Annotated in this window: 20 protein-coding genes; 14 read left to right on the top strand and 6 right to left on the bottom strand. The window is 71.8% G+C overall.

What is annotated here, in order from left to right:
• Nucleotides 1-3 precede the first annotated feature (3 nt).
• Entirely contained in the window at nucleotides 4-315 is a 312-nt protein-coding gene (locus FXF51_RS00205) for a hypothetical protein (protein ID WP_222871054.1), read from the top strand.
• A gap of 85 nt (nucleotides 316-400) precedes the next feature.
• On the opposite strand, the gene thyX is transcribed toward FXF51_RS00205, so the two are convergent.
• The 4 genes from thyX to FXF51_RS00180 form a co-directional block, all read right to left on the bottom strand.
• Nucleotides 401-1,183, bottom strand: coding sequence for an FAD-dependent thymidylate synthase (gene thyX, locus FXF51_RS00200; RefSeq protein ID WP_148432143.1), 783 nt, complete (start codon nucleotides 1,181-1,183; stop codon nucleotides 401-403).
• A 150-nt stretch (nucleotides 1,184-1,333) separates the two neighbouring features.
• Entirely contained in the window at nucleotides 1,334-4,036 is a 2,703-nt protein-coding gene (locus FXF51_RS00195; protein WP_187414073.1) for a M4 family metallopeptidase, read from the bottom strand.
• A 116-nt stretch (nucleotides 4,037-4,152) separates the two neighbouring features.
• Nucleotides 4,153-5,679 carry an amidohydrolase family protein gene (locus tag FXF51_RS00190; protein WP_262379214.1) on the bottom strand — a complete coding sequence of 509 codons (1,527 nt, stop codon included), beginning with the start codon at nucleotides 5,677-5,679 and terminating at the stop codon, nucleotides 4,153-4,155.
• 45 nt (nucleotides 5,680-5,724) lie between these two features.
• Nucleotides 5,725-7,851 (bottom strand): anthranilate synthase component I, encoded by a 2,127-nt coding sequence (locus FXF51_RS00180; RefSeq protein WP_148432141.1) that lies wholly within the window; start codon nucleotides 7,849-7,851, stop codon nucleotides 5,725-5,727.
• Nucleotides 7,852-8,109: 258 nt separating this feature from the next.
• Between FXF51_RS00180 and FXF51_RS00175 the strand changes: the two genes are divergently transcribed.
• The 6 genes from FXF51_RS00175 to FXF51_RS00150 all read left to right on the top strand — a co-directional run bounded on the left by FXF51_RS00175 (nucleotide 8,110) and on the right by FXF51_RS00150 (nucleotide 17,062).
• Nucleotides 8,110-9,315 (top strand): cytochrome P450, encoded by a 1,206-nt coding sequence (locus FXF51_RS00175; protein WP_148432140.1) that lies wholly within the window; start codon nucleotides 8,110-8,112, stop codon nucleotides 9,313-9,315.
• Nucleotides 9,300-9,920: a TetR/AcrR family transcriptional regulator gene (locus tag FXF51_RS00170; protein WP_148432139.1), complete on the top strand. Its 621-nt coding sequence runs from the start codon at nucleotides 9,300-9,302 to the stop codon at nucleotides 9,918-9,920. The genes FXF51_RS00175 and FXF51_RS00170 overlap by 16 nt, the downstream gene beginning before the upstream one ends.
• A gap of 96 nt (nucleotides 9,921-10,016) precedes the next feature.
• Nucleotides 10,017-13,508 carry a S8 family serine peptidase gene (locus FXF51_RS00165; protein WP_148432138.1) on the top strand — a complete coding sequence of 1,164 codons (3,492 nt, stop codon included), beginning with the start codon at nucleotides 10,017-10,019 and terminating at the stop codon, nucleotides 13,506-13,508.
• A 100-nt stretch (nucleotides 13,509-13,608) separates the two neighbouring features.
• The gene (locus FXF51_RS00160; protein WP_148432137.1) at nucleotides 13,609-14,484 is read left to right on the top strand and encodes a DUF4394 domain-containing protein; all 876 of its coding nucleotides are present in this window, start codon (nucleotides 13,609-13,611) and stop codon (nucleotides 14,482-14,484) included.
• Between the two features lie 59 nt (nucleotides 14,485-14,543).
• Nucleotides 14,544-16,121 (top strand): CocE/NonD family hydrolase, encoded by a 1,578-nt coding sequence (locus tag FXF51_RS00155; protein ID WP_187414072.1) that lies wholly within the window; start codon nucleotides 14,544-14,546, stop codon nucleotides 16,119-16,121.
• On the top strand, nucleotides 16,103-17,062 hold the full coding sequence (locus FXF51_RS00150; RefSeq protein WP_148432136.1) for a helix-turn-helix transcriptional regulator: 960 nt from the start codon (nucleotides 16,103-16,105) through the stop codon (nucleotides 17,060-17,062). Before FXF51_RS00155 ends, FXF51_RS00150 begins: the two co-directional genes overlap by 19 nt.
• On the opposite strand, the gene FXF51_RS00145 is transcribed toward FXF51_RS00150, so the two are convergent.
• On the bottom strand, nucleotides 17,053-17,943 hold the full coding sequence (locus FXF51_RS00145) for an SDR family oxidoreductase (RefSeq protein ID WP_148432135.1): 891 nt from the start codon (nucleotides 17,941-17,943) through the stop codon (nucleotides 17,053-17,055). The two genes, FXF51_RS00150 and FXF51_RS00145, sit on opposite strands and share 10 nt — an antisense overlap.
• Before the next feature lie 78 nt (nucleotides 17,944-18,021).
• On the opposite strand from FXF51_RS00145, the gene FXF51_RS00140 reads away from it, so the two are divergent.
• The 4 genes from FXF51_RS00140 (at nucleotide 18,022) to mctP (ending at nucleotide 21,243) form a co-directional block, all read left to right on the top strand.
• Complete coding sequence (locus FXF51_RS00140) at nucleotides 18,022-18,570, top strand: VOC family protein (RefSeq protein ID WP_148432134.1); 549 nt, start codon at nucleotides 18,022-18,024, stop codon at nucleotides 18,568-18,570.
• Nucleotides 18,570-19,199 carry a carboxymuconolactone decarboxylase family protein gene (locus FXF51_RS00135; RefSeq protein ID WP_148432133.1) on the top strand — a complete coding sequence of 210 codons (630 nt, stop codon included), beginning with the start codon at nucleotides 18,570-18,572 and terminating at the stop codon, nucleotides 19,197-19,199. Before FXF51_RS00140 ends, FXF51_RS00135 begins: the two co-directional genes overlap by 1 nt.
• A gap of 230 nt (nucleotides 19,200-19,429) precedes the next feature.
• Nucleotides 19,430-19,639 (top strand): DUF3311 domain-containing protein, encoded by a 210-nt coding sequence (locus FXF51_RS00130; protein WP_080040306.1) that lies wholly within the window; start codon nucleotides 19,430-19,432, stop codon nucleotides 19,637-19,639.
• Entirely contained in the window at nucleotides 19,636-21,243 is a 1,608-nt protein-coding gene (gene mctP / locus FXF51_RS00125; RefSeq protein WP_187414071.1) for a monocarboxylate uptake permease MctP, read from the top strand. The genes FXF51_RS00130 and mctP overlap by 4 nt, the downstream gene beginning before the upstream one ends.
• Before the next feature lie 47 nt (nucleotides 21,244-21,290).
• Here the strand turns inward: mctP and FXF51_RS00120 are convergent, their stop codons facing one another.
• Entirely contained in the window at nucleotides 21,291-21,641 is a 351-nt protein-coding gene (locus FXF51_RS00120; protein WP_148432132.1) for a DUF6285 domain-containing protein, read from the bottom strand.
• Nucleotides 21,642-21,737: 96 nt separating this feature from the next.
• On the opposite strand from FXF51_RS00120, the gene FXF51_RS00115 reads away from it, so the two are divergent.
• The 3 genes from FXF51_RS00115 (at nucleotide 21,738) to FXF51_RS00105 (ending at nucleotide 24,780) form a co-directional block, all read left to right on the top strand.
• Nucleotides 21,738-22,520, top strand: coding sequence for a CPBP family intramembrane glutamic endopeptidase (locus FXF51_RS00115; RefSeq protein ID WP_148432131.1), 783 nt, complete (start codon nucleotides 21,738-21,740; stop codon nucleotides 22,518-22,520).
• A gap of 40 nt (nucleotides 22,521-22,560) precedes the next feature.
• The gene (locus tag FXF51_RS00110) at nucleotides 22,561-23,751 is read left to right on the top strand and encodes an acyl-CoA dehydrogenase family protein (RefSeq protein ID WP_148432130.1); all 1,191 of its coding nucleotides are present in this window, start codon (nucleotides 22,561-22,563) and stop codon (nucleotides 23,749-23,751) included.
• Between the two features lie 72 nt (nucleotides 23,752-23,823).
• A complete protein-coding gene (locus FXF51_RS00105) occupies nucleotides 23,824-24,780 on the top strand; it encodes a phosphotransferase family protein (RefSeq protein WP_148432129.1) in 957 nt (318 codons plus the stop codon).
• Nucleotides 24,781-24,901 lie beyond the last annotated feature (121 nt).

Genomic DNA, 24,901 nt, shown 5'->3' with positions numbered 1-24,901 from the left:
CGCATGGTGTCGAAACCGGTGACGATGGTGGTGTTCGTGCTGCCCAGCTCGCTGCGGAGGTGGGTGAGCGGGCGTACGGAGGTCAAGGTCTTCGCCGTCGGCGCCGATCGCGACTCGCCGCCCACCCTGGGCTCGGCCCTCGACATGCTGCGGCGTACGCACCCGATGCTGGAGGAGCGGCTGCGTGACGAGTACGGGCGCATCCGCAGGCACATCAGCATGATCGTGTGCGGGGAGAACGCCCAGGGGCTCGGCGGCCTCGACTGCGCGCTGCCGCCGGGCGCCGAGGTCTACGTGCTCCCCGCGCTCGCCTGACCGCCCGGCACCCGCCACGCTCGCCTGATCGCTCAGCCGCCCGGCACCCGCCGCGCGCCGCACCCCGGGTGGTGGCCGCCGGGTCTCAGACCTTGCGCCAGCCCGGGATCCAGGCCCCGTCCTCGACGACGTAGTCGCCGAAGAGGGCGGGGGCCTCCTGGCGCATCAGCTCGCCGATGCGCTGGAACAGCAGGCGGATCTCCTCCTCCGCGCCGGCGGCGGTGCGGGCCTCGATGGTGTGCCGCAGCGTGCGCACGTTGGCCGTCCACACCAGCCCGGTCGCCAGGCCCTCGGGGGCGAACCTGCGCATGAACGAGGTCCGGTGCTTCTTCTCGGAGAAGGGCACGCCCTCCTCGTCGAGCCCGAAGTGCTCGGCCATCCAGAGCTGGAACTGCTCGAGCTGCTCCAGCACGCCGGTGGCGCGCTTCATCAGCTCCTCGTCGGCCTGCGCCCACTCGGGGAACCAGAACGGCAGCTCGTCGAGCCGGACGAAGCGCAGCGACTCCTGCGAGATGGCCACGCCGGGACGGTGCCTGACCAGCTCGTGCGTGAGCACGCGGCTGACGTTGTGCAGCACGAAGCTGAAGCTGACGTGCTCAAGGACGGACCCGTGGGCGCTGGCCAGGATGTTGCGCAGGTAGTCGTCCTGGTTGTCCCTGATCTTGACCACGTTGGGGTTGAGGCCGGGCTCGAAGGAGCGGTAGCAGAGCCGGCCGGCGAACTCGGCGAGGTTCTGGGCGTCGAGGTCGCCGCGGTCGAGCCGCTCCAGCCAGCTCTCGCCGCCGACCTCGCGCAGGTAGCGGCCCAGCTCGTCGTAGTCCAGTGACGGACGGGCGACGATGTAGACCTCGGGTTCGACTGTGCGCATGGGGAGCCCCCGCTCGGATCGGCAGTGTGACGGCCCAAGCAAACCAGGTCGCGGCCCCGCGCGCGAGTCGGCGCCCGCCGCCCCCTCACCTCAGTACGGCGGGCGCCTCACCAGGTCAGCGACCTGGCATGCCTTGTCACATGACGCGCGTCAGCAGCGGACGGCGGCCCTGTCGCGGGTCACCAGGTCGGTGTCGCCCGCGGTCCCGTCGAGCCAGGCGATCGTGCCGCCCTCGCCGGCGGAGAAGTAGTCCTGCAGCCCTCTGTTGCAGGAGTAGCGCTGCAGCGGCCCGCCGGTGAGCGGCGCCTGGTAGATCTTCGGCAGGGTGGCGTTCTCCAGGGTGTCTCCCTCCGGCCACGCCCCGATGGCCACCCGGGTGTCGTTGGCGTGGAACCAGATGGGCTGCGGCGCGGCGGGGCCGTCGGGCACGACGGCGGTGGTTCCGGTGCCGTCGGCGGCGGCGCGCATGATGCCGTAGCGGCCGTCGGCGTCGGTGTCGACGGCCCAGGCGACGTACCGGCTGAGCATGATCGGCATGGCGCTGTCCGAGGGCAGGCCGCCGGTGCCGGGCACCTCGGGGACGACGACCTCGGTGCCGGCCGCCACGTCGTAGATCGCGGGCGTGCTGTGGAGGGCGCCATCCTCCTCCCAGACCCGCACGTAGGCGAGCCTGCCGCCGTTGAGCGACGGCTGGTACCCGCTGACACCGGCCGCCGCGGTGACCTTGACCGGCGCGGCGTCGCCGCGCTTGATCCAGATCTCCGTCTCGCCGCTCGCCTGCTCGAAGATCTGCCAGGCGATGACGTCGCCGGCCACGTCCAGCTCGGTGACCAGGTCGGGCGCCTGGTACACGAGGCGCGGCGGGGTGCTCGCGTCGAGTGGGCGGGCGTGGATCTGGAAGCTGGTCTGCGCGGTGTCGTACGACGCCCAGACGGCCTGCCTGCCGTCGGTCGCCGGGTAGTAGTTCCACCGGTCGCCTTCCGACAGCGTCACGGGCTTGCCGCCGCGCAGGCGTCCGGTGAGGATCCAGGGCGGGGCCGCGCCGTCGGGCGAGGAGTTGGAGATCACGTAACGGTCGCCGGCCACGTCGGGGATGGCGTTGAAGTCGGTGATGTTGTCGATCAGCACGCGGCTGTCGGTGCGGATGGTCCGCTCCCAGCCCGGCCTGATGCCGTGCCGCTCGAACGCCAGCGCGACCGTCAGCCGGTCGCGGGCGGACCAGCCGAGGGCGCGGGCGGCCGACTCGACGGCGCGGCGGCCGTCCGTGAAGTCGTCGAGCGGCGTCATGTACTCGGTCAGCGCCTTGTAGGCGAGCTTGTCGGCCTTGCGTCCGCCGAGCCGCTCCCTGACGTCCCACAGGACGCCGGAGAAGATCGTGGAGTTGAGGTGCACGCCGCCGTTGTCGAAGGTGATGGTCACGCCGAGGTAGTCCTCGCCGGCCACGCGGCCGTCGCCGAGGTCGCGGCCGGCGCATTCCGTGGGCGGCAGGGTCTTGCACAGGTCCTCGCCCAGCAGGCTCGCGTTCGGGTCGCTCATCGGGATGCCGAGCGTGTCGACCTGGACGGCGTTGCCGAAGTAGTCGGCCAGGCCCTCGTTGATCGCGCCCGACTGGCCGAGGTAGACCAGGTTGGCGCTGTGCTGGATGACGCCGTGGGTCATCTCGTGGCCGACCACGTCGAGGCTGGCGGCGAAGGAGTGGTAGTCGGGGCCGCCTCCGCCGTAGATCATCTTGGTGCCGTCCCAGAAGGCGTTGGCGAACGGCTCGCCGTCGATGGTGACGTTGACGACGGAGTGCATGGTGCCGCCCTGGCCGTCGAGGCCGTCGCGGCCGAGGCCCCGGTAGAACTCGTAGACCTGGCCGGCGCCCCAGTGGGCGTCCACGGCGCCGCTGTCGGTGTGCTCGGGGCCGAACGCGGGCGTCGCGGAACGGGCGAGCTCGGTGCCGGGCGGGATGCCCGATCCCAGGTAGTCGAAGACGTCGCCGCCACGGGCGTCGTAGGTGAGGATCTCGCCGGTGGTGCCGTTCCACATCGCGCGGCCGCGGTCGCGCAGCTCGTAGGCGCCGTCGGCGCGCTGGTAGGCGTTGAGCGTGACGGTCCGGCCGTGGGCGGTCTGGCCGCTGCCCTGCACGGGGCCCTCGTACCGGAGCCGGTCCACGGTGAACAGGGGACGGCCGGAGCGGGCGTCCACGTACGCGTCGAGCAGCAGGGGACGTCCGGCGGCGCGCCCGCTGAGCACGACGTGCCAGGCGAGCACGCCAGCGCCGCGCGGCACCACGACCAGCTCGCCGGTCCTGGCGGTCACGTCCTGCGCCGGGCCCTGAGCCGGGCCCTGAGCCGGGCCCTGAGCGCGGCCCTGAGTGTGGCCCTGGCCTGGGCTCTGGGTCGCGCCGTGGGAGCGGGACATCAGGCCGCGGGCGATCCTGGCGGCGGTGTCCGCGGTGACGGACGGGGTCGGATCGACGCTCAGCTCGGTGAGGAAGCGGCCACCCGCGCCGACCACCTCACGCTGCCCGCCGTCCGTGCGGAAGTGCACGAGGTAGTGCGCGCCGAAGACGGGCAGGCCGCGGTGGCGCTGGGCGAACCTGACGGTCTCGTCCCGGCCGTCCACGACGGTCCGCAGCGGGGTGAGCTCGGCGGGGTCGAGGTGGTAGCGCGGGTCGGCCAGGTGCGCCCTGGCCGCGGCGACGGGGTCGCCCGCCTGGGCGGGCTCGGACAAGCCGCGCACCTCGGCGGGCGCGCGGGTGCCCGCCCGGTTCTCCACCTCGGGTGGCGGGTCTTCCGCCACTGCAACACCGGGGAAGAACAAGGCCGCGCATAACGCGGCGGCAAGGGTGATGGGACGCCAGGACACGACACCTCCAGGTGTGTGCGATGGTTTTCTGGCGCCCCCGATCATCACCGGGACATTGACAGGGAGACAAATCACAATTCGATCAATTGAAAAGGGAATGATGGATTTCCCGGCCGTCACAAACGATAGACGCGCCGCGCGTTCCCCGACCCGATCATGTGCGCGACGCGGGCGGCGTCGGACGTGCTCCACTCCCCCGCCTCGATCCGCGTCTCCAGCGCGGCGGCCAGGGCCCGCCGGTAGGTCAGCGCGCCCAGGTAGCCGGTCTCGGCCAGCCCGCGGCAGCCGGAGCTGAAGAGCTGCTTGTGGAACGGCGCCAGCTCCAGCATCTCGTCCATGACCCGGGCCGCGGCGGCGGTGCCGTGCGGCGGGGCCAGGCCGACGTCCACGTACACGTGCGGGAAGACCCCGGCCAGGTGGGCGGCCTGGCGGTGGAACGGGTAGCAGTGCAGCAGGATCACCGGCACGCCGAGCGGCTGCAGCGCCGCGGCGAACGCGCTCAGCCTGGCCGGGTCGGCGCGGTGCGGCTCGCCGGTCTGCCCGCCGAACCCGGTGTGGAACTGCATGGGCAGGCCCCGCTCCCTGGCCACGTCGATCGCGCTCCACAGCAGGTAGCGCAGCAGGACGTGGTCGGTGAGCACTTCCTTGGGGTCGGACAGGCGGCGGTTGGCCGCCGCGATCACCGCTCCCCTGGAGGGCCTGGCCGGGTCGAAGTCGAGGCCGCAGCGGGCGCCGATGACGGTCTTCAGGCCGACCGCCCTGGCGGCCCTGGCGGCCAGTTCCTCGGCCAGGTTGTCGAGGTAGTCCACGGCCAGCTCCGCGGTGGCGGCGACGTCCCGCTCGATGCGCTCGATCCGGACGAGTTCGTCGGCGGCGGCGCCGCCGTGACGGCCCATCTCGGCGGCGGTCAGCACGTCGAGGTCGAGGGCGAAGCCGGCGGACGTGGCGGCGCGGCTGCCGGCGTGGGCGCTGCCGTAGGCGTCGGCGTGAGTGGTGCCAAAGGCGTCGGCGTGGGCGGTGCCATAGGTGGCGGCGTTAGTGGCGCCATAGGCGTCGGCGTGGGCGGCGCCATAGGCGTCGGCGTTAGTGGCGCCATGGGTGGCGGCGTTACTGGCGCCATGGGTGGCGGCGTTACTGGCGCCATGGGTGGCGGCGTTACTGGCGCCATGGGTGGCGGCGTTACTGGCGCCAAAAGTGGCGGCGTGGGTGGCGGCAGAGGCGGCGTCACGGGTGCCGCCGAACATGGCGGCGTGGGTGACGGGGTGGAGGGCGGCAGAGGCGGCGGTGCGGCTGTCGGCGTAGGTGTCCGGGGAGGCGTCCACCAGGAACGCCACCACCCCGGCGCCGGTCAGCAGCCGCCGGTTCACCTCGCCCGCCCCCAGCTCGGTGCGGCGGGCCAGGTAGACGGCGGGCGGCGCGTGCGGCTCCAGGTCGAGCAGCGGCGCGCACCAGCGGCGCACGGCCGCGCCGAACGGCGTGTCGAAGTGCGTGGTGCCGGGCGGTGCCGGGCTGCCGCCCTCGCCGCTGAGCAGCTCGAACTGCGCTCTGCTCAGGTCGTCGCGGCGCACCCCGTGGCAGTGGTGGTCGACGAGCGGGGCGAGCAGCGCGTCACGCACCGTGCCGGGCAGGTCTACGGGGAGCATGCGGGAACTCTAGGGGAGCCCCGCACGCTCCCGCCCGGGTTTTACCTACCTGCGGGACAGACGCAGCACGTTCGCGATGATCTTCGCGCCCGCGCCGCCCTCCTGGGTCAGGATCGACTCGGGGTGGAACTGCACGGCGAAGCGCCGCCGCGACGGGTCCTCGATCGCCATGACGTTGCCGTCGGGCGTCAGCGCGGTCGGGGTGAAGCCGACCACGCCGGGCCGCTTGGCGTGCAGCGAGTGGTAGCGGGCCGCGGTGAACTCCCCGGGCAGCCCCTCCAGCAGCGCGCTGTCGCCGAGCCTGCCGACCTGGCCGCGCTTGCCGTGCTCGGGGTAGTCGAGCAGCTCCAGCGTGCCGCCGGCGTGCTCCACCATGGCCTGAAGGCCCAGGCAGACGCCGAAGACGGGCAGGTCGCGGGCGTAGACCTGGTCGAGCAGGGCGGAGATGCCGAAGTCGGTCGGCCAGCCGGGGCCGGGCGAGAGCACGACCAGATCGGGCGCGATCTCGTCGATCATGGCGGTCGGGAAGCCGTGGCGCAGCGTCACGACGTCGGCGCCCTCCTGGCGGAAGTAGTCGGCCAGGGTGTTGACGAAGGAGTCCTCGTGGTCGACGAGCAGCACCTTCATGCCCTCGCCCGGCTGCTCCCTGGGCACGGCCCGCTGCACGGCCTCGGGCTGGTTGACCGCGGCCAGGGCGCCGAGCAGGGCGCTGGCCTTCAGCTCGGTCTCGCGCTCCTCGGCCTCGGGGTCGCTGTCGAACAGCAGCGTGGCCCCGGCCCTGACGGTCGCCACGCCGTTCTTGATCTGCGCGGTGCGCAGCGTCAGGCCGGTGTTCATGGAGCCGTCGAAGCCGATGAAGCCGATGGCGCCGCCGTACCAGCGGCGGGTGGTGGCCTCGTGGTCCTCGATGAACTGCATGGCCCACGTCTTGGGCGCGCCGGTCACCGTGACGGCCCACATGTGGGTGAGGAAGGCGTCGAGGGCGTCGAACTCGGGACGCAGCCGGCCCTCGATGTGGTCGACGGTGTGGATCAGCCGGGAGTACAGCTCGATCTGGCGGCGGCCGATGACCTTGACGGTGCCGGGGACGCAGATGCGCGACTTGTCGTTGCGGTCGACGTCGGTGCACATCGTCAGCTCCGACTCCTCCTTCACGCTGGACAGGAGGGTGCGGATGGCCTCGGCGTCCTCGACCGGGTTGCTGCCGCGGGCGATCGTGCCCGAGATGGGGCAGGTCTCGACGCGGTCGCCGGTGACGCGGACGTACATCTCGGGTGAGGCGCCGACCAGGTGCTCGCCCTCGCCGAGGCTGATGATGAACTCGTACGGGGCGGGGTTGCTGTGGCGCAGGCCCCGGTAGAAGGCGGACGGGTCGGCGCAGGTGGCGTGGAAGACCTGGCCGGGCACGACCTCGAACAGGTCGCCGCGCTTGAACTTCTCCTTGGCGGCGGCCACGACCTTGGCGTACTCGCCTCGCACCGGGTCGGCGGGCAGCTCTGCCGGGGTGACCGGCGGGGCGGAGGCGCCGGTGCGCTCCAGGCCGCGGGTGGTGGCGCCGTCGACGGTGAACTCGTAGCGGTACTCGAAGCTGGTCTCCCGCTGCCGGTCGATCACGACCAGCCGGTCGGGCAGGTGCAGCACGAGGTCGCGCTGGTCGTCGGGGCGGACGAGCTCCTGCCTGATGGGCTCGAACTGGAAGGCCAGGTCGTAGCCGAACGCGCCGTAGAGCCCGAGGTGCGGGTCGTCGCCCTGGAAGGCTGCGATGACCTCGCGGATCGCGGTGAACACGGTGGGCCTGCGGCTGCGCATCTCCTCGGGAAGCAGGTCCTCGGATTCGGCGACGTACACCTCGACGCGGTCGGCGGTGGGCTCGGTGACCGGCTTGCCCGCGGCCAGCAGGCAGGAGGTGACGGCGGGCAGCACGACCCGGCCGCGCTCGTTGAGCGCGGTCGCCGAGATGGTGCGGCCCCTGGCGACCAGCTCCAGGCACGGGTCGACGTAGCCGAACGCCCATCGGCTGTAGCGGCCCGGGTAGTCCATGCCGGAGGAGAAGGCGCCGCCGCGCCGCTCCGACAGGGCTGTCACGATCTCTTCGAGGGCGGCCTCGTCCACCTCGCGTGTCTCGCGCTCGACACCGATGCCCCCGGCGGTGGTATATCCGCTCGTCTCCACTTGCTGCCCCTTTGCCACATCAAATGATCGAGCCCCGGGGCGGACACGAGAAAGGCCGCCTATCCGGGGCGGCCGTCCGTTGAAGGAATGCGAAACACGCGCCGCCTAGGAGCGGCGCCACCACTGGAGCTGAGCGTGAGTTCGCATGCCGTCCAGAGTAACCGGCGGACCATGATCGCGCAACGCGACCCGCCCGACCCCTTGCGCTAGTTTCAATACAGAGCTGTACTGTATTGATATTAGGCGAGAGGAGCCCCCATGACCCCGACAGAGGCGATCGTGCTGCCCTCCGGGCGGCCCACCCCGTTCGACCCGCCCGTGGAGCTGGCCGGGCTGCGCGAGAGCCGGCCCATCACCCGCCTGGCCTACCCCGACGGCCATCTCGGCTGGCTGGTCACCAGCCACGCGCTGGTCCGCGAGGTGCTGGCCGACCGGCGTTTCAGCGCCCGCTCCGAGCTGCGGCACCTGCCCACCGACTCCGGCGGGCAGGCCGGGCAGCCCGCTCCCCCCGGCATGTTCATCTCGACCGACCCGCCCGTGCACACCCGCTACCGGCACCTGCTCACCGGCGAGTTCACCGTGCGCAGGATGCGGCAGCTCAGCGAGCGGATCGAGGAGGTCACCCGCCTGCACCTCGACGCGATGGAGCGGCAGGGCCCGCCGGCCGACCTGGTGACGGCGTTCACGGCGCCGATCCCGGCCGTGGTGATCTGCGAGCTGCTCGGCGTGCCCGAGCAGGACCGCGAGCGGTTCATGGCGCAGGGCACCACGCTCATGCGCACGGACGTGCCGCGCGAGGAGAAGATCGCGGCCTACCTGGCGATGCAGGCCCACATGAAGGAGCTCGTCCAGGCCAAGCGGGGCGCGCCGACCGACGACATGCTCAGCGGGCTCACCAAGAGCGACCTCGACGACGAGGAGCTGGCCAACATCGGCTTCATGCTGCTCGGCGCGGGCCTGGACACCACGGCCAACATGCTCTCCCTGGGCACGTTCGCGCTGCTGCGGCACCCGGAGCAGCTCGCCGTGCTGCGCGCGCGGCCGGACCGCCCGGGATCTGGAGGGGTGGAGCAGGTGGTGGAGGAGCTGCTGCGCTACCTCAGCGTGGTGCCCTTCCTGGTGCGGACGGCGCTGGAGGACGTCGAGCTGGGCGGCGAGCTGGTGAGTGCCGGGGAGACGGTCACCGTCTCGATCTCGGCGGCCAACCGCGATCCCGGCCGGTTCGCCGACCCCGACCGGCTGGATCTGCTCAGGGCGAGCGGCGGGCACGTGAGCTTCGGCCACGGCGTGCACCAGTGCCTGGGGCAGCAGCTCGCGCGGGTGGAGATGCGGGCGGGGTATCCGGCGCTGTTCGAGCGGTTCCCGTCGCTGCGGCTGGCGGTCGAGCCCGGCGAGGTGCCGCTCCGCACGGACATGCTGATCTACGGCGTGCACAGCCTGCCCGTCACGTGGGACACGCGGTGACGGCGGAGCGCACCCCGGGGCGGCCGCGCAGTCAGGAGGCCGATCTCGCCATCCTGTCGGCCGCCCTGGACCTGCTCATCGAGCACGGCGCGGCGCAGCTCAGCATCGAGCAGGTGGCCAGGCGGGCCGGGGTGACGCGGGCGACGGTCTACCGCCGCTTCGCCGACAAGACCGCGCTGCTCGTACGCACCCTGCAGTGGGCCAACCACGACCAGGACCCGGCCTTCACCGGCTGGCGCGACGTGGAGCACATGCTCGGCGACTGGGCGGGGTACCTGGCGGTGCCGCGCCACCGCCGCCTGCTGCGCCGCCTGTACGGCAGCGCGGACGACTACCCGGAGCTGGTGGGCACGTACCGGACGGTCAACGGCGGGCGGCGGGCGGCCATGGTGCGGGAGACGCTCAGCCGGGCGCGCGACGCGGGGCTGCTTCCCGGGGACGTGGACGTGGAGGTGGTGGAGCGGATCCTGACCGGCGCCGTGCTGTACGAAGTGGGGCTGGAGGCCGACCACGAGGACGCGGAGGCGATAAAGGCGCACTTCATCGACGTCCTCCGGCAGATGGGTTATCGGGCTGACCACATTACATTTCCATCGGCAAAGTAACTTTTCACGACATCTATTGCTTTCCGAACAAGATCTCTTCACCCTTCTCGACAGAGGCGTAAAGATCACCTCTCCCCGTGTCGTGAAGGAGAGCCAGTGCCCCACACCCCCCGCTGGCGTGCGGTCCTCTTAGGGATCGCCACCGTCGCCGGCCTGCTGGTCCCGCAGGCGGCGGCGCAGGCGGCGCCGGATCCCGGCAAGATCGACGCAACAGTCCAGGCGCAATTGGCCCAGGACGACAAGGCCACCTTCTGGGTGCGGATGAAGGGCGCCGCCGATCTGAGCGGCGCCCGCCGGGCCCTGACGAAGGAGGCGAAGGCCGAAGCGGTCTTCGAGGCCAAGACCGAGCAGGCGCAAGCGTCCCAGCAGGACCTGCGCAAGCTGCTCGACACCCACCACGCCGACTACACCCCGTTCTGGATCGTCAACGCGGTCAAGGTGACCGCCGGCGAGAAGCTGGCAGCCGAGATCGCGAGCCTGCCCGACGTCGAGCGCATCGACCCGGTGCGCACGCTCACCCTGCCCAAGCCGGTCGCCGGAACCGCCCAGGCCAGGGTGAACGCGGTGGAGTGGAACATCGACCGGGTCAACGCCCCGCGCGTGTGGGACGAACTGGGCAACCGCGGCGAGGGCATCGTGGTCGCCAACATCGACTCCGGCGTGCAGTTCGACCACCCCGACCTGGCAGCAAGCTACCGGGGCAGGAACCCGGACGGCACCTACACCCACGACTACAACTGGTTCGACCCGGCGGGCATCTGCCCGACGGCCGCGCCCTGCGACAACAACGACCACGGCACGCACGTGATGGGCACCATGGTCGGCGCGAACGGCCTCGGCGTCGCGCCCGGCGCCAAGTGGATCGCCGTCAAGGGCTGCGAGGTCAACACCTGCACCGACGCCTCCCTGCTGGCGGCGGGCGAGTGGGTGGTGCGGCCCACCGACCTCAACGGCCAGAACCCGCGGCCCGACCTGGCGCCTGACATCGTCAACAACTCCTGGGGCGGCCCCGGCTTCGACCCGTTCTACAAGGAGGTCGTGGACTCGTGGCTGGCGGCGGGCATCTTCCCCGCCTTCTCCAACGGCAACGAGGGCCCGGCCTGCGACAGCAGCGGCTCGCCCGGCCAGTACCAGAGCGCGTACAGCGCGGGCGCCTTCGACGTCGGCAACGCGCTCTACGCGCGCTCCAGCAAGGGCGAGGGCGAGAACGGCGAGATCAAGCCCAACATCGCGGCGCCCGGCGTGAACGTGCGCTCCTCGATCCCTGGCGGCTACGACAGCTTCACCGGCACGTCGATGGCCTCCCCGCACGTGGCGGCCACGGTGGCGCTCATCTGGTCGGGCTCCCCCGGTCTGCAGGGGAACGTGGCGGCCACCCGGCCGCTGCTGGACGGCACCGCCGTGGACGTCGCCGACACCTCCTGCGGCGGCACCGCGGCCGACAACAACATCTGGGGCGAGGGCAGGCTGGACACCTACGCCGCCGTGCTGGCCGCGCCCGACGAGGGCCTGGGCGACCTGTCCGGCACGGTGACGGAGGGCGGCCGGCCGCTGTCCGGCGTGAGCGTGACGGTGACCGGCCCGATGACCCGCACCATCGTCACCGGCGCCGACGGCGCGTACGCCATCCCGCGCCTGCTGGCCGGCTCGTACGAGCTGAGCGCGGAGAAGTTCGGTTACGCCACCGCCACCGCCGCCGTCACGATCACCGCCGAGCAGGCCGCGACGGCGGACGTGCCGATGACGCCGCTGCCGACGGGCGTCGTGTCGGGCACGGTCACCACCGCCGGCACGCCGGAGCCCGCCGCGACGGTGGTGGCCGCCGGCACGCCGGTGAGCGCGGTGACCGACGCGTCGGGGCGGTACTCGATGACGCTGCCGCACGGCACGTACGAGCTGCGGATCACCCCGTCCTCCCGCTGCTCCAGCGCCGCGACCGCGGCGGTGACGGTGGCCGGTGACCTGACGAAGGACGTCGAGCTGCCGCTGCGCGGCGACAACTTCGGCTACACCTGCCGCAGCGGCGCGCAGCCGTACGCGGCGGGCGCCGAGAAGCTGGCGCTGACCGGCGACGACGAGGCGCAGCAGGTGACGCTGCCGTTCCCGGTGCCGTTCTACGGCACGGGCCACACCAAGGCGTGGATCGGCACGAACGGGTTCGTCACGTTCGCCGCCGACCGGGTCACGACCGGCAGCAACGGCCGCCTGCCGACGTCGGGGACGCCCAACAACGCCGTCTACCCCTATTGGGACGACCTCATCGTGGACGCCCAGGCCGGGATCTACACGGCGGTGTCGGGCACGGCGCCGCACCGGACGTTCGTGGTGGAGTGGCGCAACGTCACCTTCTACAACGAGGGCGCGCAGCGGGTGTCGTTCGCGGCGCTGCTGGGCGAGGACGGCTCGATCGCCTTCCGGTACAAGGACATCGAGAGCGAGCGCGACCGGGGCACCAGCGCCACGATCGGCATCGAGAACGCGGCGGGCAACGACGCGCTGCTGTACTCCTACGAGGAGCCGGTGGTGGCGACCGGGCAGGGCCTGACGTTCACGGCCAGCAGGCACGGCCTGGTCACCGGCAAGGTCACCGACGCCAACGACGGCGACCCGATCGCCGGGGCGACGGTGAAGGTGGGCGACGTGGCCACGTTCACGACCGGCGCGGACGGCTCGTTCTACGGGCAGGTGCTGGCCGGCGACTACGAGGTCGTGGTGTCCAAGGAGCACTACGGCACGTTCACCCAGCCGGTCACGGTGGCGGCGACGACGGTGACGCGGATCGACACGGCGCTGGTCACGGGCCGGGTGAGCGCGTCGGTGGCGGAGCTGACCGTGGTGATGCCGGCCGAGTCGAGCCGGACGCGGCCGGTGGAGCTGACGAACCTGGGGTCGCCGACGCCGTACACGGTGACGGGCGAGCCGTGGTTCACGGTGACGCCGGCGTCGGGCGAGCTGGCCAAGGGGCAGGCGGTCACCCTCCAGGTGGCGGTGTCCAGCGCCGGGGTGGCGCCCGGCACGTTCAAGGAGGGCAAGCTGCTGGTCAAGTCGGCCAGCGGCAGGCAGCCCACCATCGAGATCAAGGTGACGGTCGTGGTGCCCAGGCACCAGGTGGCCATCGACACCGGCGCCACGCGGAACTACGTGGACGCCGCCGGCGACACCTGGACGCCCGACAGGAAGTACGCCGCGGGCGGCTACGGCTACCTGACCAACCAGAACAGGACGCAGAGCACGTCCAGGACCATCGCCGGCACGACGGACCAGGCGCTGTTCAGGACGGCCAGGGAGTCGATGCTGGAGTACCGGTTCGACAACGTGCCCGCCGGGACGTACACGGTGGAGCTGGACTTCGCCGAGATCAGGAACATGCGGATGGGCCAGCGCGTGTTCGATGTCCTGGTCGAGGGCCAGCTCGCGATCCCCGCGCTCGACCTGGCGCTGGAGTCGGGCACGTACACGGCGGTGAGCAGGCAGTACACGGTGAAGGTGACCGACGGGCAGCTCAACGTGCGCTTCGCGACCCGGCAGGGCGCGACGATCGTGAACGGGCTGCGCATCTCGGAGCGCCCTGACAAGGCGACCCCGTAGGAACGTGTCGCGGGCCCGCGGCGCGACGGGCCCGCGACATCCAAGACCGAGTCCCGAGCGAAGAAGGAGGCAAGGCAACACCCTTCAAAGGAGAGATCCCATGCGTAAGCAACTGGCGCTCGCCGTTACGGTGCTCGGCGCGGGCGCGGTACTGGCGGCCTCGCCCGCGCAGGCGCACACCCGCGACGAAGGCCCCCGGGTCACCGGCCTGACCACCATGGGCGAGCTGGTCACCTTCGACGCGGGCAACCCGAAGAGCGTGAACCGGGTGGGCAAGATCAGCGGCCTCAAGGGCGACATGAAGGTCGTCGGCATCGACTACCGCGTGCAGAACGGCAAGCTGTACGCGGTGGGCGACAAGGGCGGCGTCTACACCGTGGACGGCAAGGCCAAGGCCACCAAGGTGTCGCAGCTCAGCGTGGCGCTGAACGGCCAGAACTTCGGCGTCGACTTCAACCCCGCCGCCAACCGGCTGCGCGTCATCAGCGACACCGGCCAGAACCTGCGGCACAACCTGGACGACCCGAACGGCGCGCCCGCCGCGGGCCAGACCGCCAACGACGGCACGCTCACCAACCCGCCCGTGCCGCCCGCGACCGCCGGCGCGACCGCGCTGGGCGTGACGGGGGCCGGTTACACCAACAACGACCTCGACGCCTCCACCGCGACCACGCTGTTCGACGTGGACACGACGGCCGACCAGGTCTCGGCGCAGTCGCCCGCCAACGCGGGCAGCCTGGCGCCGACGGGCAAGCTGGGCGTGGACCCAGTGATCAACGCCGCCGCTGACGCGGGCTTCGACGTCTACAGCCAGCTCAAGAAGGGCGTGACGGTGGCGAACACCGGCTACGCCACGCTCAAGGCGGACGGCGCCTACCGCTTCTACACCGTGAACGTGCTGACCGGCGCCGCGACCGTGGTTGGAACGTTCCCGTCCAGCCGCCAGGTCAGCGACATCGCGGTCCAGCTCGGCTGATTGCGCAACCACTGCCCCGGGCTACCGCACACCGGGGCGGCTATGTTACTGGTTGGTATATGAGACGCGTACGGCTCCAGCGTGATCTACCGGTGCCGATGCCCGACGGCGTGACACTGCTGGCCGACCACTACGCCCCGGGAGGGGAGCGGGCCCCCGTCATCCTGATGCGCTCCCCCTACGGCCGGCGCGGCCTGTTCGGCTGGTACTACGGCCGCGGCTTCGCCCGGCAGGGCTTCCACGTCGTCATCCAGAGCTGCCGGGGCGGTTTCGGCTCAGGCGGCCTGCTCGACCCGCTCGGCGACGAGCACGAGGACGGCCTGGCCACCGTTTCCTGGCTGCGCGAGCAGCCCTGGTACGGTGGCTCGTTCGCGATGTTCGGCCCCTCCTATCTCGGCTACACCCAGTGGGCCGTCGCGCCCTACGCCGGATCGGAGCTCAAGGCCATGGCCCTGCAGATCACCGCCTCCCAGTTCAGGGACGCGGCGTACGTGGGCGGCGCGTTCGCGCTGGAGTCGGCGCTGAGCTGGACGACGCTCACCGACGGCATGTCCCGCCGCTTCGGCGGCAGCACCTCGGTGCTGACCGCGCCCCGGCTCACCCGCAGGGCGGTCCTGTCGGGCCGTCCCATGGCGGAGCTCGACCTGGCCTCGGCGGGGCATCCGCTGCCGTTCTTCCAGGACCTCCTCGCGCATCACGCCGACCCGGCCGTCCCCTACTGGGCCAAGCGCGACTTCTCCGCCAGGGTGGGCGAGGTGGACGCGGCGGTCACCATGCTGGGCGGCTGGTACGACGTGTTCCTGCCGTGGCAGCTCAAGGACTACGCGGCGCTGCGGGCGGCGGGCCGGCGGCCGTACCTGACGATCGGGCCCTGGTACCACATCGACGCCAGGCACGGCCGGCCGACGATGGCCGAGGCGTCGGCCTGGTTCCGCGCGCACCTGCTCGGCGACCGCTCCCGGCTGAGGCCCGACCCGGTGCGGATCTACATGACGGGCGCCGAGGAGTGGCGCGACGAGCCCGACTGGCCGGTGCCCGGCATGCGGGAGCAGCGCTGGCACCTGCAGCGCGGGGCCGGGCTCGGCGTCGAGGGGCCGCTGGAGGCGGAGCCCGACCGATTCCGCTACCACCCGGCCCATCCGACGCCGTCGGTCGGCGGCCCCGTCCTGCTGGGCGACTCCCGGCCGCGCGATCAGCGGCGGCTGGAGCAGCGCCGCGACGTGCTGGTCTACAGCTCGGCGGCGCTGGAGACGGACGTGGAGATGATCGGGCCGGTCCGCGCGGAGCTGTTCGTGCGGTCCAGCACGCCGTCCACCGACGTGGTGGTGCGGGTGTGCGACGTGCATCCGGACGGGCGCTCGATGAACGTGTGCGAGGGCGTGCGCCGCCTCGGAGGCGGGGTGGACGAGGTACGCAGGGTGCACGTCGAGCTGTGGCCGATGGCCCACCGGTTCCGGCGCGGCCACCGGATCAGGGTGCACGTGGCGGCGGGGGCGTACCCGACGATCGCCCGCAACCACGGCACCGGCGACCTGCTCGGCGCGGCCGGCACGATGGTGCCCGCCGACGTCGAGGTCTTCCACTCCCCCGACCGCCCCTCCGCCGTGGTGCTGCCGCTGTGCGCGCCGCACGCCTGATGTCGCTGGTCCTGCTGCTGCAGGGCCGGGGCGGGATGACGGCGGCCGAGCTGGCCAGGGAGCTGGAGGTGTCCGAGCGCACGGTGCACCGCGACGTGCTGGCGCTGGCGGAGGCGGGCGTGCCCGTCTACGCCGACCGGGGGCGGGGCGGCGGCTACCGGCTGCTCGACGGCTACCGCACCCGGCTGACCGGGCTGGACAGGGCCGAGGCCGAGGCGCTGTTCCTGTCGGGGGTGCCGGCGGCGCTGCGCGAGATGGGGTTGCAGGACGTGGCGGCCACGGCCCGGCTGAAGGCGGCCGCCGCGCTGTCCCCCGCGCTGCGCGACGCCCCCGCCGCCGCCGCGCAGCGCTTCCACCTCGACGCGCCCGGCTGGTGGGCGGGCGACGACCCGCCGCCTGCCGCGCTGGCGCCGCTGGCCAGGGCCGTGTGGCGGGACCGGCGCGTCTCGGCCGTCTACAAGGACAACCCGCGCGTGCTGGAGCCGTACGGGCTCGTGCTCAAGGCGGGCGTCTGGTATCTCGCGGCGCGGCTCAGGACCCGGTTCCTGATCTTCCGGGTGCACCGGTTCGGCGAGATCTCGGTGCTGGAGGAGCAGTTCGACCGGGATCCCGGCTTCGACCTGGCGGCGTTCTGGGCGGGGCAGGCCGCGCAGTTCGCCCGGTCGCTGCTGCGGGAGGTGGTGACGCTGCGGCTGAGCGAGCGGGGGCGGCGCATGTTGCGGCACGTCGCCGACCCGGCCGCGCTGGAGGACGCGCTGGCCTCGCTCCAGCCGGACGGGACCGTGCGGCTGAAGGTCGAGTCGGTGCCGGTGGCGTTCTCGCAGGTGCTGCGGTTCGGGCCGGAGGCGGAGGTGCTGGACCCGCCGGAGCTGCGGGCGATGGTCGCCGAGGCCGCCGCCCGCATGGCCCGTCTCTACGACGACCAGCCGCGTCAGCGGTAGGCCTGCCAGCCGGTCTCGCCGTTCTGCTCCAGCACCTCGGTGATGTAGCTCCACACGCGGGGGCGGCTGCCGTCCACGTCGGTCACGTCGTAGGCCGCCGCCAGCTCCTCGCTGGTCACCGACCTGCCGGACCAGCGCTGCCGGTCGGGGTCCCGGGCCAGGGCTGCCACGCCCCTGCCGAGGTAGGCGGGGGTCTCGGAGACCATCCAGGCCGGGTCCGCCTTGGCCTGGCGCCAGTCGGCCTCGGTGACGCCGAAGTTGTCCAGCATGGCCTCCGAACGCAGGAAGCCGGGCGTCACGGCCAGCCCGGTGCCGCCGTACGGGCGCAGCTCGTTCGACCAGGCGAAGCCGAGCCGGTTGACCGACATCTTGGCCAGGTCGTAGTAGACGTTCTCCCGGTAGCGGGTCTGGTTGAACTCCCAGGTGCCGTCGGTGACCTCGACGGCCAGGCCGCCCTCGTTCTCGATCAGCAGGGGCAGCAGGTGGCGGCTGCTGATGAGGTGGGTGTCGATGGCCAGCCTGAGCAGGCGCAGGCCCTTGTCCTGGTCGTGCTTCCAGACCGGCGTGTCCCACTCCCAGAGGTGGTCGCCGCCCCACACGTCGTTGATCAGCACGTCGAGCCGCCCCTGCTCGGCGCGGACGCGCGCGGCCAGCGCGGCGACCTGGTCCTGCTCCAGGAAGTCGGCGCGCACCGGGATGCCGGTGCCGCCGGCCGCGGTGACCAGATCGGCCGTCTCCTCGATGGTCTCCGGCCTGTTCATCTCCGAGCGCCCCTCCCGGGTGCTGCGGCCTGTGCAGTAGACGGTGGCTCCGGCCGCGCCCAGCGCCACCGCGATGCCCCGTCCCGTTCCGCGGGTCGCGCCCGCGACTACGACGATCATGCGGTTCATCGTGTCCTGGAAAGCCGACACCTCATGTCATGTTTTTCGGGAAAGCCCTGTGATAAGTAGGGAGTTACCATGAACAGCGAATTCGAGCTCCGCGGGGTCAATCACGTCGCGCTGGTCTGCTCGGACATGAAGCAGACCGTCGACTTCTACTCCGGCGTGCTGGGCATGCCGCTGATCAAGACCATCGAGCTGCCGATGGGCTGGGGGCAGCACTTCTTCTTCGACTGCGGCGGCGGCAACGCGCTGGCCTTCTTCTGGTTCCCCGACGCGCCCGACGGCGTGCCGGGCGTCTCGGCGCCGAAGAACCTGCCCGACCGAGGCGAGCTGCTGTCGGCCGTCGGCTCGATGAACCACATCGCCTTCGACGTGCCGCCGGAGCGGATCGAGGAGTACCGCGACCGGCTGGTCGCCAAGGGCATCGACGTGGGTGTGCTGCTCAACCACGACGACAGCGAGTTCGGCGTGGCGCCGGAGATGCACGAGGGCGTGTTCGTCAGGTCGATCTACTTCAAGGACCCCGACGGGGTCCTGGTCGAGTTCGCCGCCTGGACCAGGCAGGTGGGGCAGCCGGGCGACGTGCGGCACGAGCCCCGCACCGCGGCGGACCGGACGCTCTGATGCCGCGCCTGCGGCGGGTGCCGCGCGAGGAGATGACCGATCCCGTCGTCCAGTTCTTCCACGACCGCCTGATCCTGCCCGACGGCTCGGGCACGGCCACCGGCTCGCCCGGCGACTGGTGGGAGGTGTTCGCGCTCGACCCGAAGATCTTCCGGCACTGCGTCAAGGGCTTCGAGGTCTACCGGGGCACCGCGCTGGACCCGGTGCTGCGCGAGCTGGGCCAGGTCAGGGCCGGGTGGGCGCGGCAGAGCCAGTTCGTCTACTCCCAGCACTGCAAGCAGCTCCGGGCGCTCGGCGTGCCGGAGGAGAAGGTGCGCGCGGTCGCGCACTGGGCGGTCAGCGACCTGTTCGACGAGCTGGAGCGGGCCGTGCTGGCCTACACCGACGCGCTGGTGCTCGACGGCGGCCGGGTGCACGACGAGGTGTTCGCCGTGCTCAAGCGGCATCTGCCGGACGAGCAGATCCTGGAGCTGACGTACGTGACGTGCCTGTACGAGATGCACGCCACGATGGTGCGGGCGCTGCGGCTGGAGTTCGACGACCGGCCGGAGCCGATCGTGGAGGTGGCGGCGCCCGACGGGTACGGCGCCCGGGACATCGCCGAGGACCTGACCGCTCAACGCGAGTAAATGACCGCTCGCCGATCGGCGATCCCGCTCACCACGCACCCGTCGTTAGGGTTTCCGTGGTCCGCCCCGGCATGCCGTCTCACATGCCGAGATTTCATCTCGACATTTAGGCCAAACCGTAACACGGCGGACATTGGGTTTAATATCCCCGAAAAGCTAACCTCCCTCCATTGACACACACGTCAGGACCCGGTCAACAGCCGGGTCCTGATCCGTTCATCGGAGGGACGATGACTACCGGGGAACCCGGGCAGCCACGCACCGACCGCAGCCCCTGGAACTGGCTGCTCGTCGTGCCTATCGTGCTGCCGTTGCTGACGTTCCTGTTCAACGCCGACGAGCCGCGCCTGCTGGGCTTCCCGCTCTTCTACTGGCTGCAGATCGCCTTCGTCGCGGTCGGCGTCGTCTGCACCACCATCGTCTACAGGATGACGAAGTGAGCGGGCACACGACCGAGCTGGTCGTCTTCATCCTGCTGTTCGCGATCGTCAGCGGCATGGGCTTCGTCGCCGCGCGCTGGCGGCGGCCCAACGACCTGGCCAGCCTCAACGAGTGGGGGCTGGGCGGGCGCAGCTTCGGCTCCTGGATCACCTGGTTCCTGGTCGGCGGCGACCTCTACACCGCCTACACCTTCGTCGCGGTGCCCGCGCTGGTGTTCAGCTCAGGCGCGCTCGGCTTCTACGCGCTGCCGTACACCGTCGTGGTGTACCCGCTGGTGTTCCTGGTGCTGGCCCGCATGTGGTCGGTGTCGCACGTGCACGGATTCGTCACGCCCGCCGACTTCGTCAGGGCCCGGTTCGGGTCGCCGACGCTCGCCCTCCTCATCGCGATCACCGGTCTCATCGCCACGATGCCGTACATCGCGCTGCAGCTCATCGGCATCGAGGCCGTGCTCAAGGCGATGGGCATCACCGGGCACCTGCCGATCATCATCGCCTTCGCGATCCTGGCGGCCTACACCTACCAGTCCGGCCTGCGCGCGCCCGCCCTGATCGCGTTCGTCAAGGACACGCTGATCTACATCGTGATCCTGGCCGCGGTCATCTACATCCCGGCCAGGCTGGGCGGCTGGGACTCGATCTTCCAGGCGGCCCAGGACAAGTTCGCGGCCACCCCCAACGCCGGCGACGGCATCTTCCTCAACGCCAACAACCAGCTCCAGTACGTGACGCTGGCCTTCGGCTCGGCGCTGGCGCTGTTCCTGTACCCGCACAGCCTCACCGGCGTGCTGGCCTCCAAGAACCGCAACGTGATCAAGCGCAACATGTCGGCGCTGCCCGCCTACAGCCTGGTGCTGGGCCTGATCGCGCTGCTCGGCTTCATGGCCATCTCCGCGGGCGTGAAGCCGATCGTGACGGACGGCAAGGTCGACAACAACACCGTCGTGCCGCTGCTGTTCGACAAGATGTTCCCGGACTGGTTCACCGGCGTGGCGTACGCGGCCGTCGGCATCGGCGCGCTCGTCCCGGCGGCGATCATGTCGATCGCCGCGGCGAACCTGTTCACCCGCAACATCTACCGCGAGTACATCAACAAGAACGCCACCGACGCCCAGGAGGCCGGCGTCTCCAAGATCGTCTCGTTGCTGGTCAAGGTCGGCGCGGTGGCGTGCATCCTGCTGCTCGACCCGCAGTTCTCGATCGACCTGCAGCTCATCGGCGGTGTGATCATCCTGCAGACGCTGCCGTCGGTGGCGCTGGGCCTGTACACGCGCTGGTTCCACAAGGGCGGCCTGATCGCGGGCTGGGCGCTCGGCCTGGCGGCCGGCATGTGGATGCTCTACCTCATCCCGAACCCGGCCAGCGGCAAGCAGCACTTCGGCGGCTCGGCGTTCGGGCTGTCGAACCTCGGCTTCGACACCAAGATGACGATCTACGCCGGGTTCCTGGCGCTGGCCGTCAACCTGATCGTGGCCGTCGTGGGCACGGTGATCTTCAAGGCCGCCAAGGTGGCCGACGGCAAGGACGCCACCGCCCAGGACGACTACTTCGCCGACGAGGGCGACCCCAAGGTCAAGGACCTGGACCTCACCGGGTCGCACTGACCCGAGTCCCGCGCGGCCCGTCCCCTGCCGGGGGGCGGGCCGCGTCGTCATTCCGGGGTGAGGTAGCCGGGGTTGGCCACCTCCAGCTTGGCGCGTACCGCCTGCTCCAGGGCCGCCATGAGGGCGCCGTCGTCGGCGAGGCGGCCCTCGCGGACGGCGGCGGCCAGCTCGGCGTCGTCCGCCACGCCCAGCGCGGCCAGGCTCGCGGCGTGCCGCTCGGCCTGGGCGGGGCCCAGCTCGATCTCCCGCTCGACCATGCCGAGCACGTTGATGGCCACGCGGGTGTGGTAGCGGACGCGGCCCTCGACGGCGGGCAGCACGTCGGTCTCCAGGAAGTCGCGGACGGCGGCCACCAGCTCGGCCGCTGCGGGGACGTCGTGCGGTGGGGTGCGTGTCACACCCCCTGCCTAGCAGAGCGGACGCCCGCTCCCCAAGAGCCGGGCGACATATCCCCTTTTATCAGGGTCCGATCATGTACCGGCTAATCTGCGCACATGCACACTCAGTCCCCCCTCGATCCGGCATACGTGCTCGCGCCCCGCCTCATCAAGGCCGAGATCTTCGTCGTCATGTCGGTCTCGCTGGGCGCCAGCGCCCTGATCGCGATGGTGCGGCTGATCGGGTCGCTGACGGCGCCGCGCGAGCTCAAGGGCCAGCAGGCCGTGCTCGTCGGGTCCATGGCGCCCGGCCGGCCCTGGCTGGACCTGGCGTTGCAGCTCGCGCAGATCGCGATCGCGGTGGCGCCGGTGGGGCTGGTGGCGTACCTGATGGTGCGCTCGGGCGAGTCGCTGCGCACGATCGGCGCGGACTTCCGCCGCCCGGGCGGCGACCTGGCGCGCGGCGCGCTCCTGGCGGCCGCGATCGGCGGCTCGGGGCTGGCGTTCTACCTCGTGGTGTGGGCGTCGGGGGTGAACCTGACCGTCGTGCCCGGCGCGCTGCCCGAGGAGTGGTGGCAGGTGCCGGTGCTGCTGCTGGCCGCCGCGCAGAACGGGGTGCTGGAGGAGGTCATCGTCGCCGGATACCTGCTGCACCGGCTCGGGCAGGCCGGGTGGACGCCGTGGAAGGCGGTGGTGGTGTCGTCGCTGCTGCGCGGGTCGTACCACCTGTATCAGGGCTTCGGCGGGTTCGTCGGGAACGTGGTGATGGGGCTGGTGTTCGGGCGGCTCTACCAGCGGTGGGGGCGGGCCATGCCGCTGATCGTGGCCCACACGCTCATCGACGCCGTCGCGTTCGTCGGGTACGCGTTCCTGCGCGGCCGGGTGAGCTGGCTGCCCTGAGCCGTTGACCATCGCCCGGGTTTCGGGTTGGGTTCGTTTTATGAACTTCGCCGTCCCCGACGGCGTCCGGCCGATCCGCGACGCCGTGCACGCGTTCATGACCGAGCGGGTCGAGCCCGCCGAGCCGGTGCTGCACGCGGGCGGGCCCGCCGCCGCGGTCGCGCTGGACGAGCTGCGCACGCAGGCCAAGAAGGAGGGCCTGTGGGCGCTGGGCCACCCCCGCGAGCTGGGCGGTGGCGGCCTGCCGTTCCTCGACTACGTCTACGTCAACGAGGTGCAGGGGCGCAGCGAGTACGGGCAGATCGCGCTGGGCACGTACACGCTGCAGGACTCCCTGATGCTGCACGAGCACGCCTCGTCCGAGCAGCGCGAGCGGTTCCTGGAGCCGCTGGTGCGCGGCGACATCTCCCCCAGCTTCGCGATGACCGAGCCGGGCGTCTCCAGCAGCGACCCCACGCAGATCACCACGTCGGCCGTGCTCGACGGCGGCGAATGGGTGATCAACGGGCACAAGTGGTTCACGACCGGGGCGTCGCGGGCCGCGTACACGACCGTGATGTGCAGGACCGAGCAGGACGCGCCGCCGCACCGCGCCTTCTCCATGATCGTGGTGCCGACCGACACGCCGGGCTACACGATCGTCCGTGAGACGCCGGTGCTGGGGCTGGACGGCGCGCACTGCGAGGTGCGCTACGACAACGTCCGCGTGCCCGCCTCCAGCCTGCTCGGCGAGCGCGGCAGCGGCTTCGTCATCGCGCAGCGGCGGCTCGGGCCCGGCCGCATCTTCCACTGCATGCGCTGGCTGGGGCAGGCGCAGCGGGCCTTCGACCTGATGTGCCGGCGGCTGCACGATCGCACGGCGTTCGGGCAGCCGCTGGCGAGCAAGCAGCTCATGCGGCAGCACGTGTTCGACTCCTACGCCGAGATCCAGTCCGCGCGGCTGCTCACGCTGCACGCCGCGGAGGCGATCGACCGCGGCTCGCAGGCCCGGGTGGAGATCGGCGCGATCAAGGTGGTCGGCGCGCGCATGCTGCACAACGTGATCGACCGGGCCATCCAGGTGTACGGCGCCGCCGGGCTGACCCCCGACACGCCGCTGGACCGCATGTACAGGCACGCGCGCGCCGGGCGCATCTACGACGGGCCCGACGAGGTGCACATCGACTCAGTGGGGCGGCGGATCCTGGGCGAGTACGCGGCGGGCGGCTCCTGGGAGTTCGGCCTGCGATGAACGACCGGGACGCGACCGCACGCAGGGTGCCGCGATGAACGACCGGGACTCGACCGCGCGCGAGGTGCCGCGATGAACGACCGGGAGGCGATCGTCCTTGAGGCGTTCGGTGACGGGGCGACGATCGAGGCCGGCGTCCGGCTGCCCGGCGGCGCCTCGCGGGAGACGTGGGCGCTCGACGTGGCCACGCCCGGCGACGGCCGGCACGAGCTGATCCTGCGGCTGGACTCGCCCGGCGCGGCCCCGGAAGCGGGCGCGGGGCTGGCCGCGGAGGCGCGGCTGATGCGGGCCGCGGCCGGGGCCGGGGTTCCGGTGCCGCGGATCGTCGCCTGCGGGGAGTCCTACATCCTGATGACCCGCGTCCCAGGCGAGACGATCCCGCGCAAGATCCTGCGGGACGACGCCTACGCCGCCGCCAGGCCCCGGCTGGCGAGGCAGTGCGGGCAGGCGCTGGCCGCCATCCACCGCATGCCGCTGTCCGCCCTTCCACCCGAGGAGGGGCGAGCCGGGCCGCAGGACCCGCTGCTGCGCTGGCGGGAGGTGATCGACCAGCTCGGGGAGCCGCACCCGGTGTTCGAGCTGGCGCTGCGGCGGCTGGCGGAGACCCGGCCGGGCGGCGGGCGGCACACGGTCGTGCACGGCGACTTCCGCAACGGCAACCTCATCGTCGGGCCCGAGGGCGTCCGGGCGGTGCTCGACTGGGAGCTCGCGCACGCCGGCGACCCCCTGGAAGACCTCGGGTGGCTGTGCGTGAAGGCGTGGCGGTTCGGCTCGCCGCTGCCGGTGGGCGGGTTCGGCGGCTACGACGACCTCGTGCACGCCTACGAGGAGGCCGGCGGGCAGGCCGTCGATCGTGCCTCGCTGCGCTGGTGGGAGACGTTCGGCGTGCTCAAGTGGGGCGTCATCTGCGTCATGCAGACCATGCGGCACCTGCGCGGCGGCGCCCGATCCGTGGAGCTGGCCGCGATCGGGCGGCGCGTGTGCGAGAACGAGTGGGACCTGCTGCGGCTGCTGCGCGAAGGCGAGTGAGACCCGCTGCGGCTGCCGCGCGAAGGCGGGTGAGGCCGGCTGCGGCTGCTGCGCGAAAGCGGGTGAGGCCCGCCGCCCGGCCGGAAAACCCGTTGCCCGGCGTGCGCCGATGACCGCACGC

Origin of the sequence: Nonomuraea sp. PA05, assembly GCF_008086045.1 — a bacterium.
In the GTDB taxonomy this organism is placed as follows: Bacteria; Actinomycetota; Actinomycetes; order Streptosporangiales; family Streptosporangiaceae; genus Nonomuraea; species Nonomuraea monospora.
The sequence above is the reverse complement of the archived record's forward strand: the minus strand, read 5'-3'. Positions and strand labels throughout refer to the sequence as shown.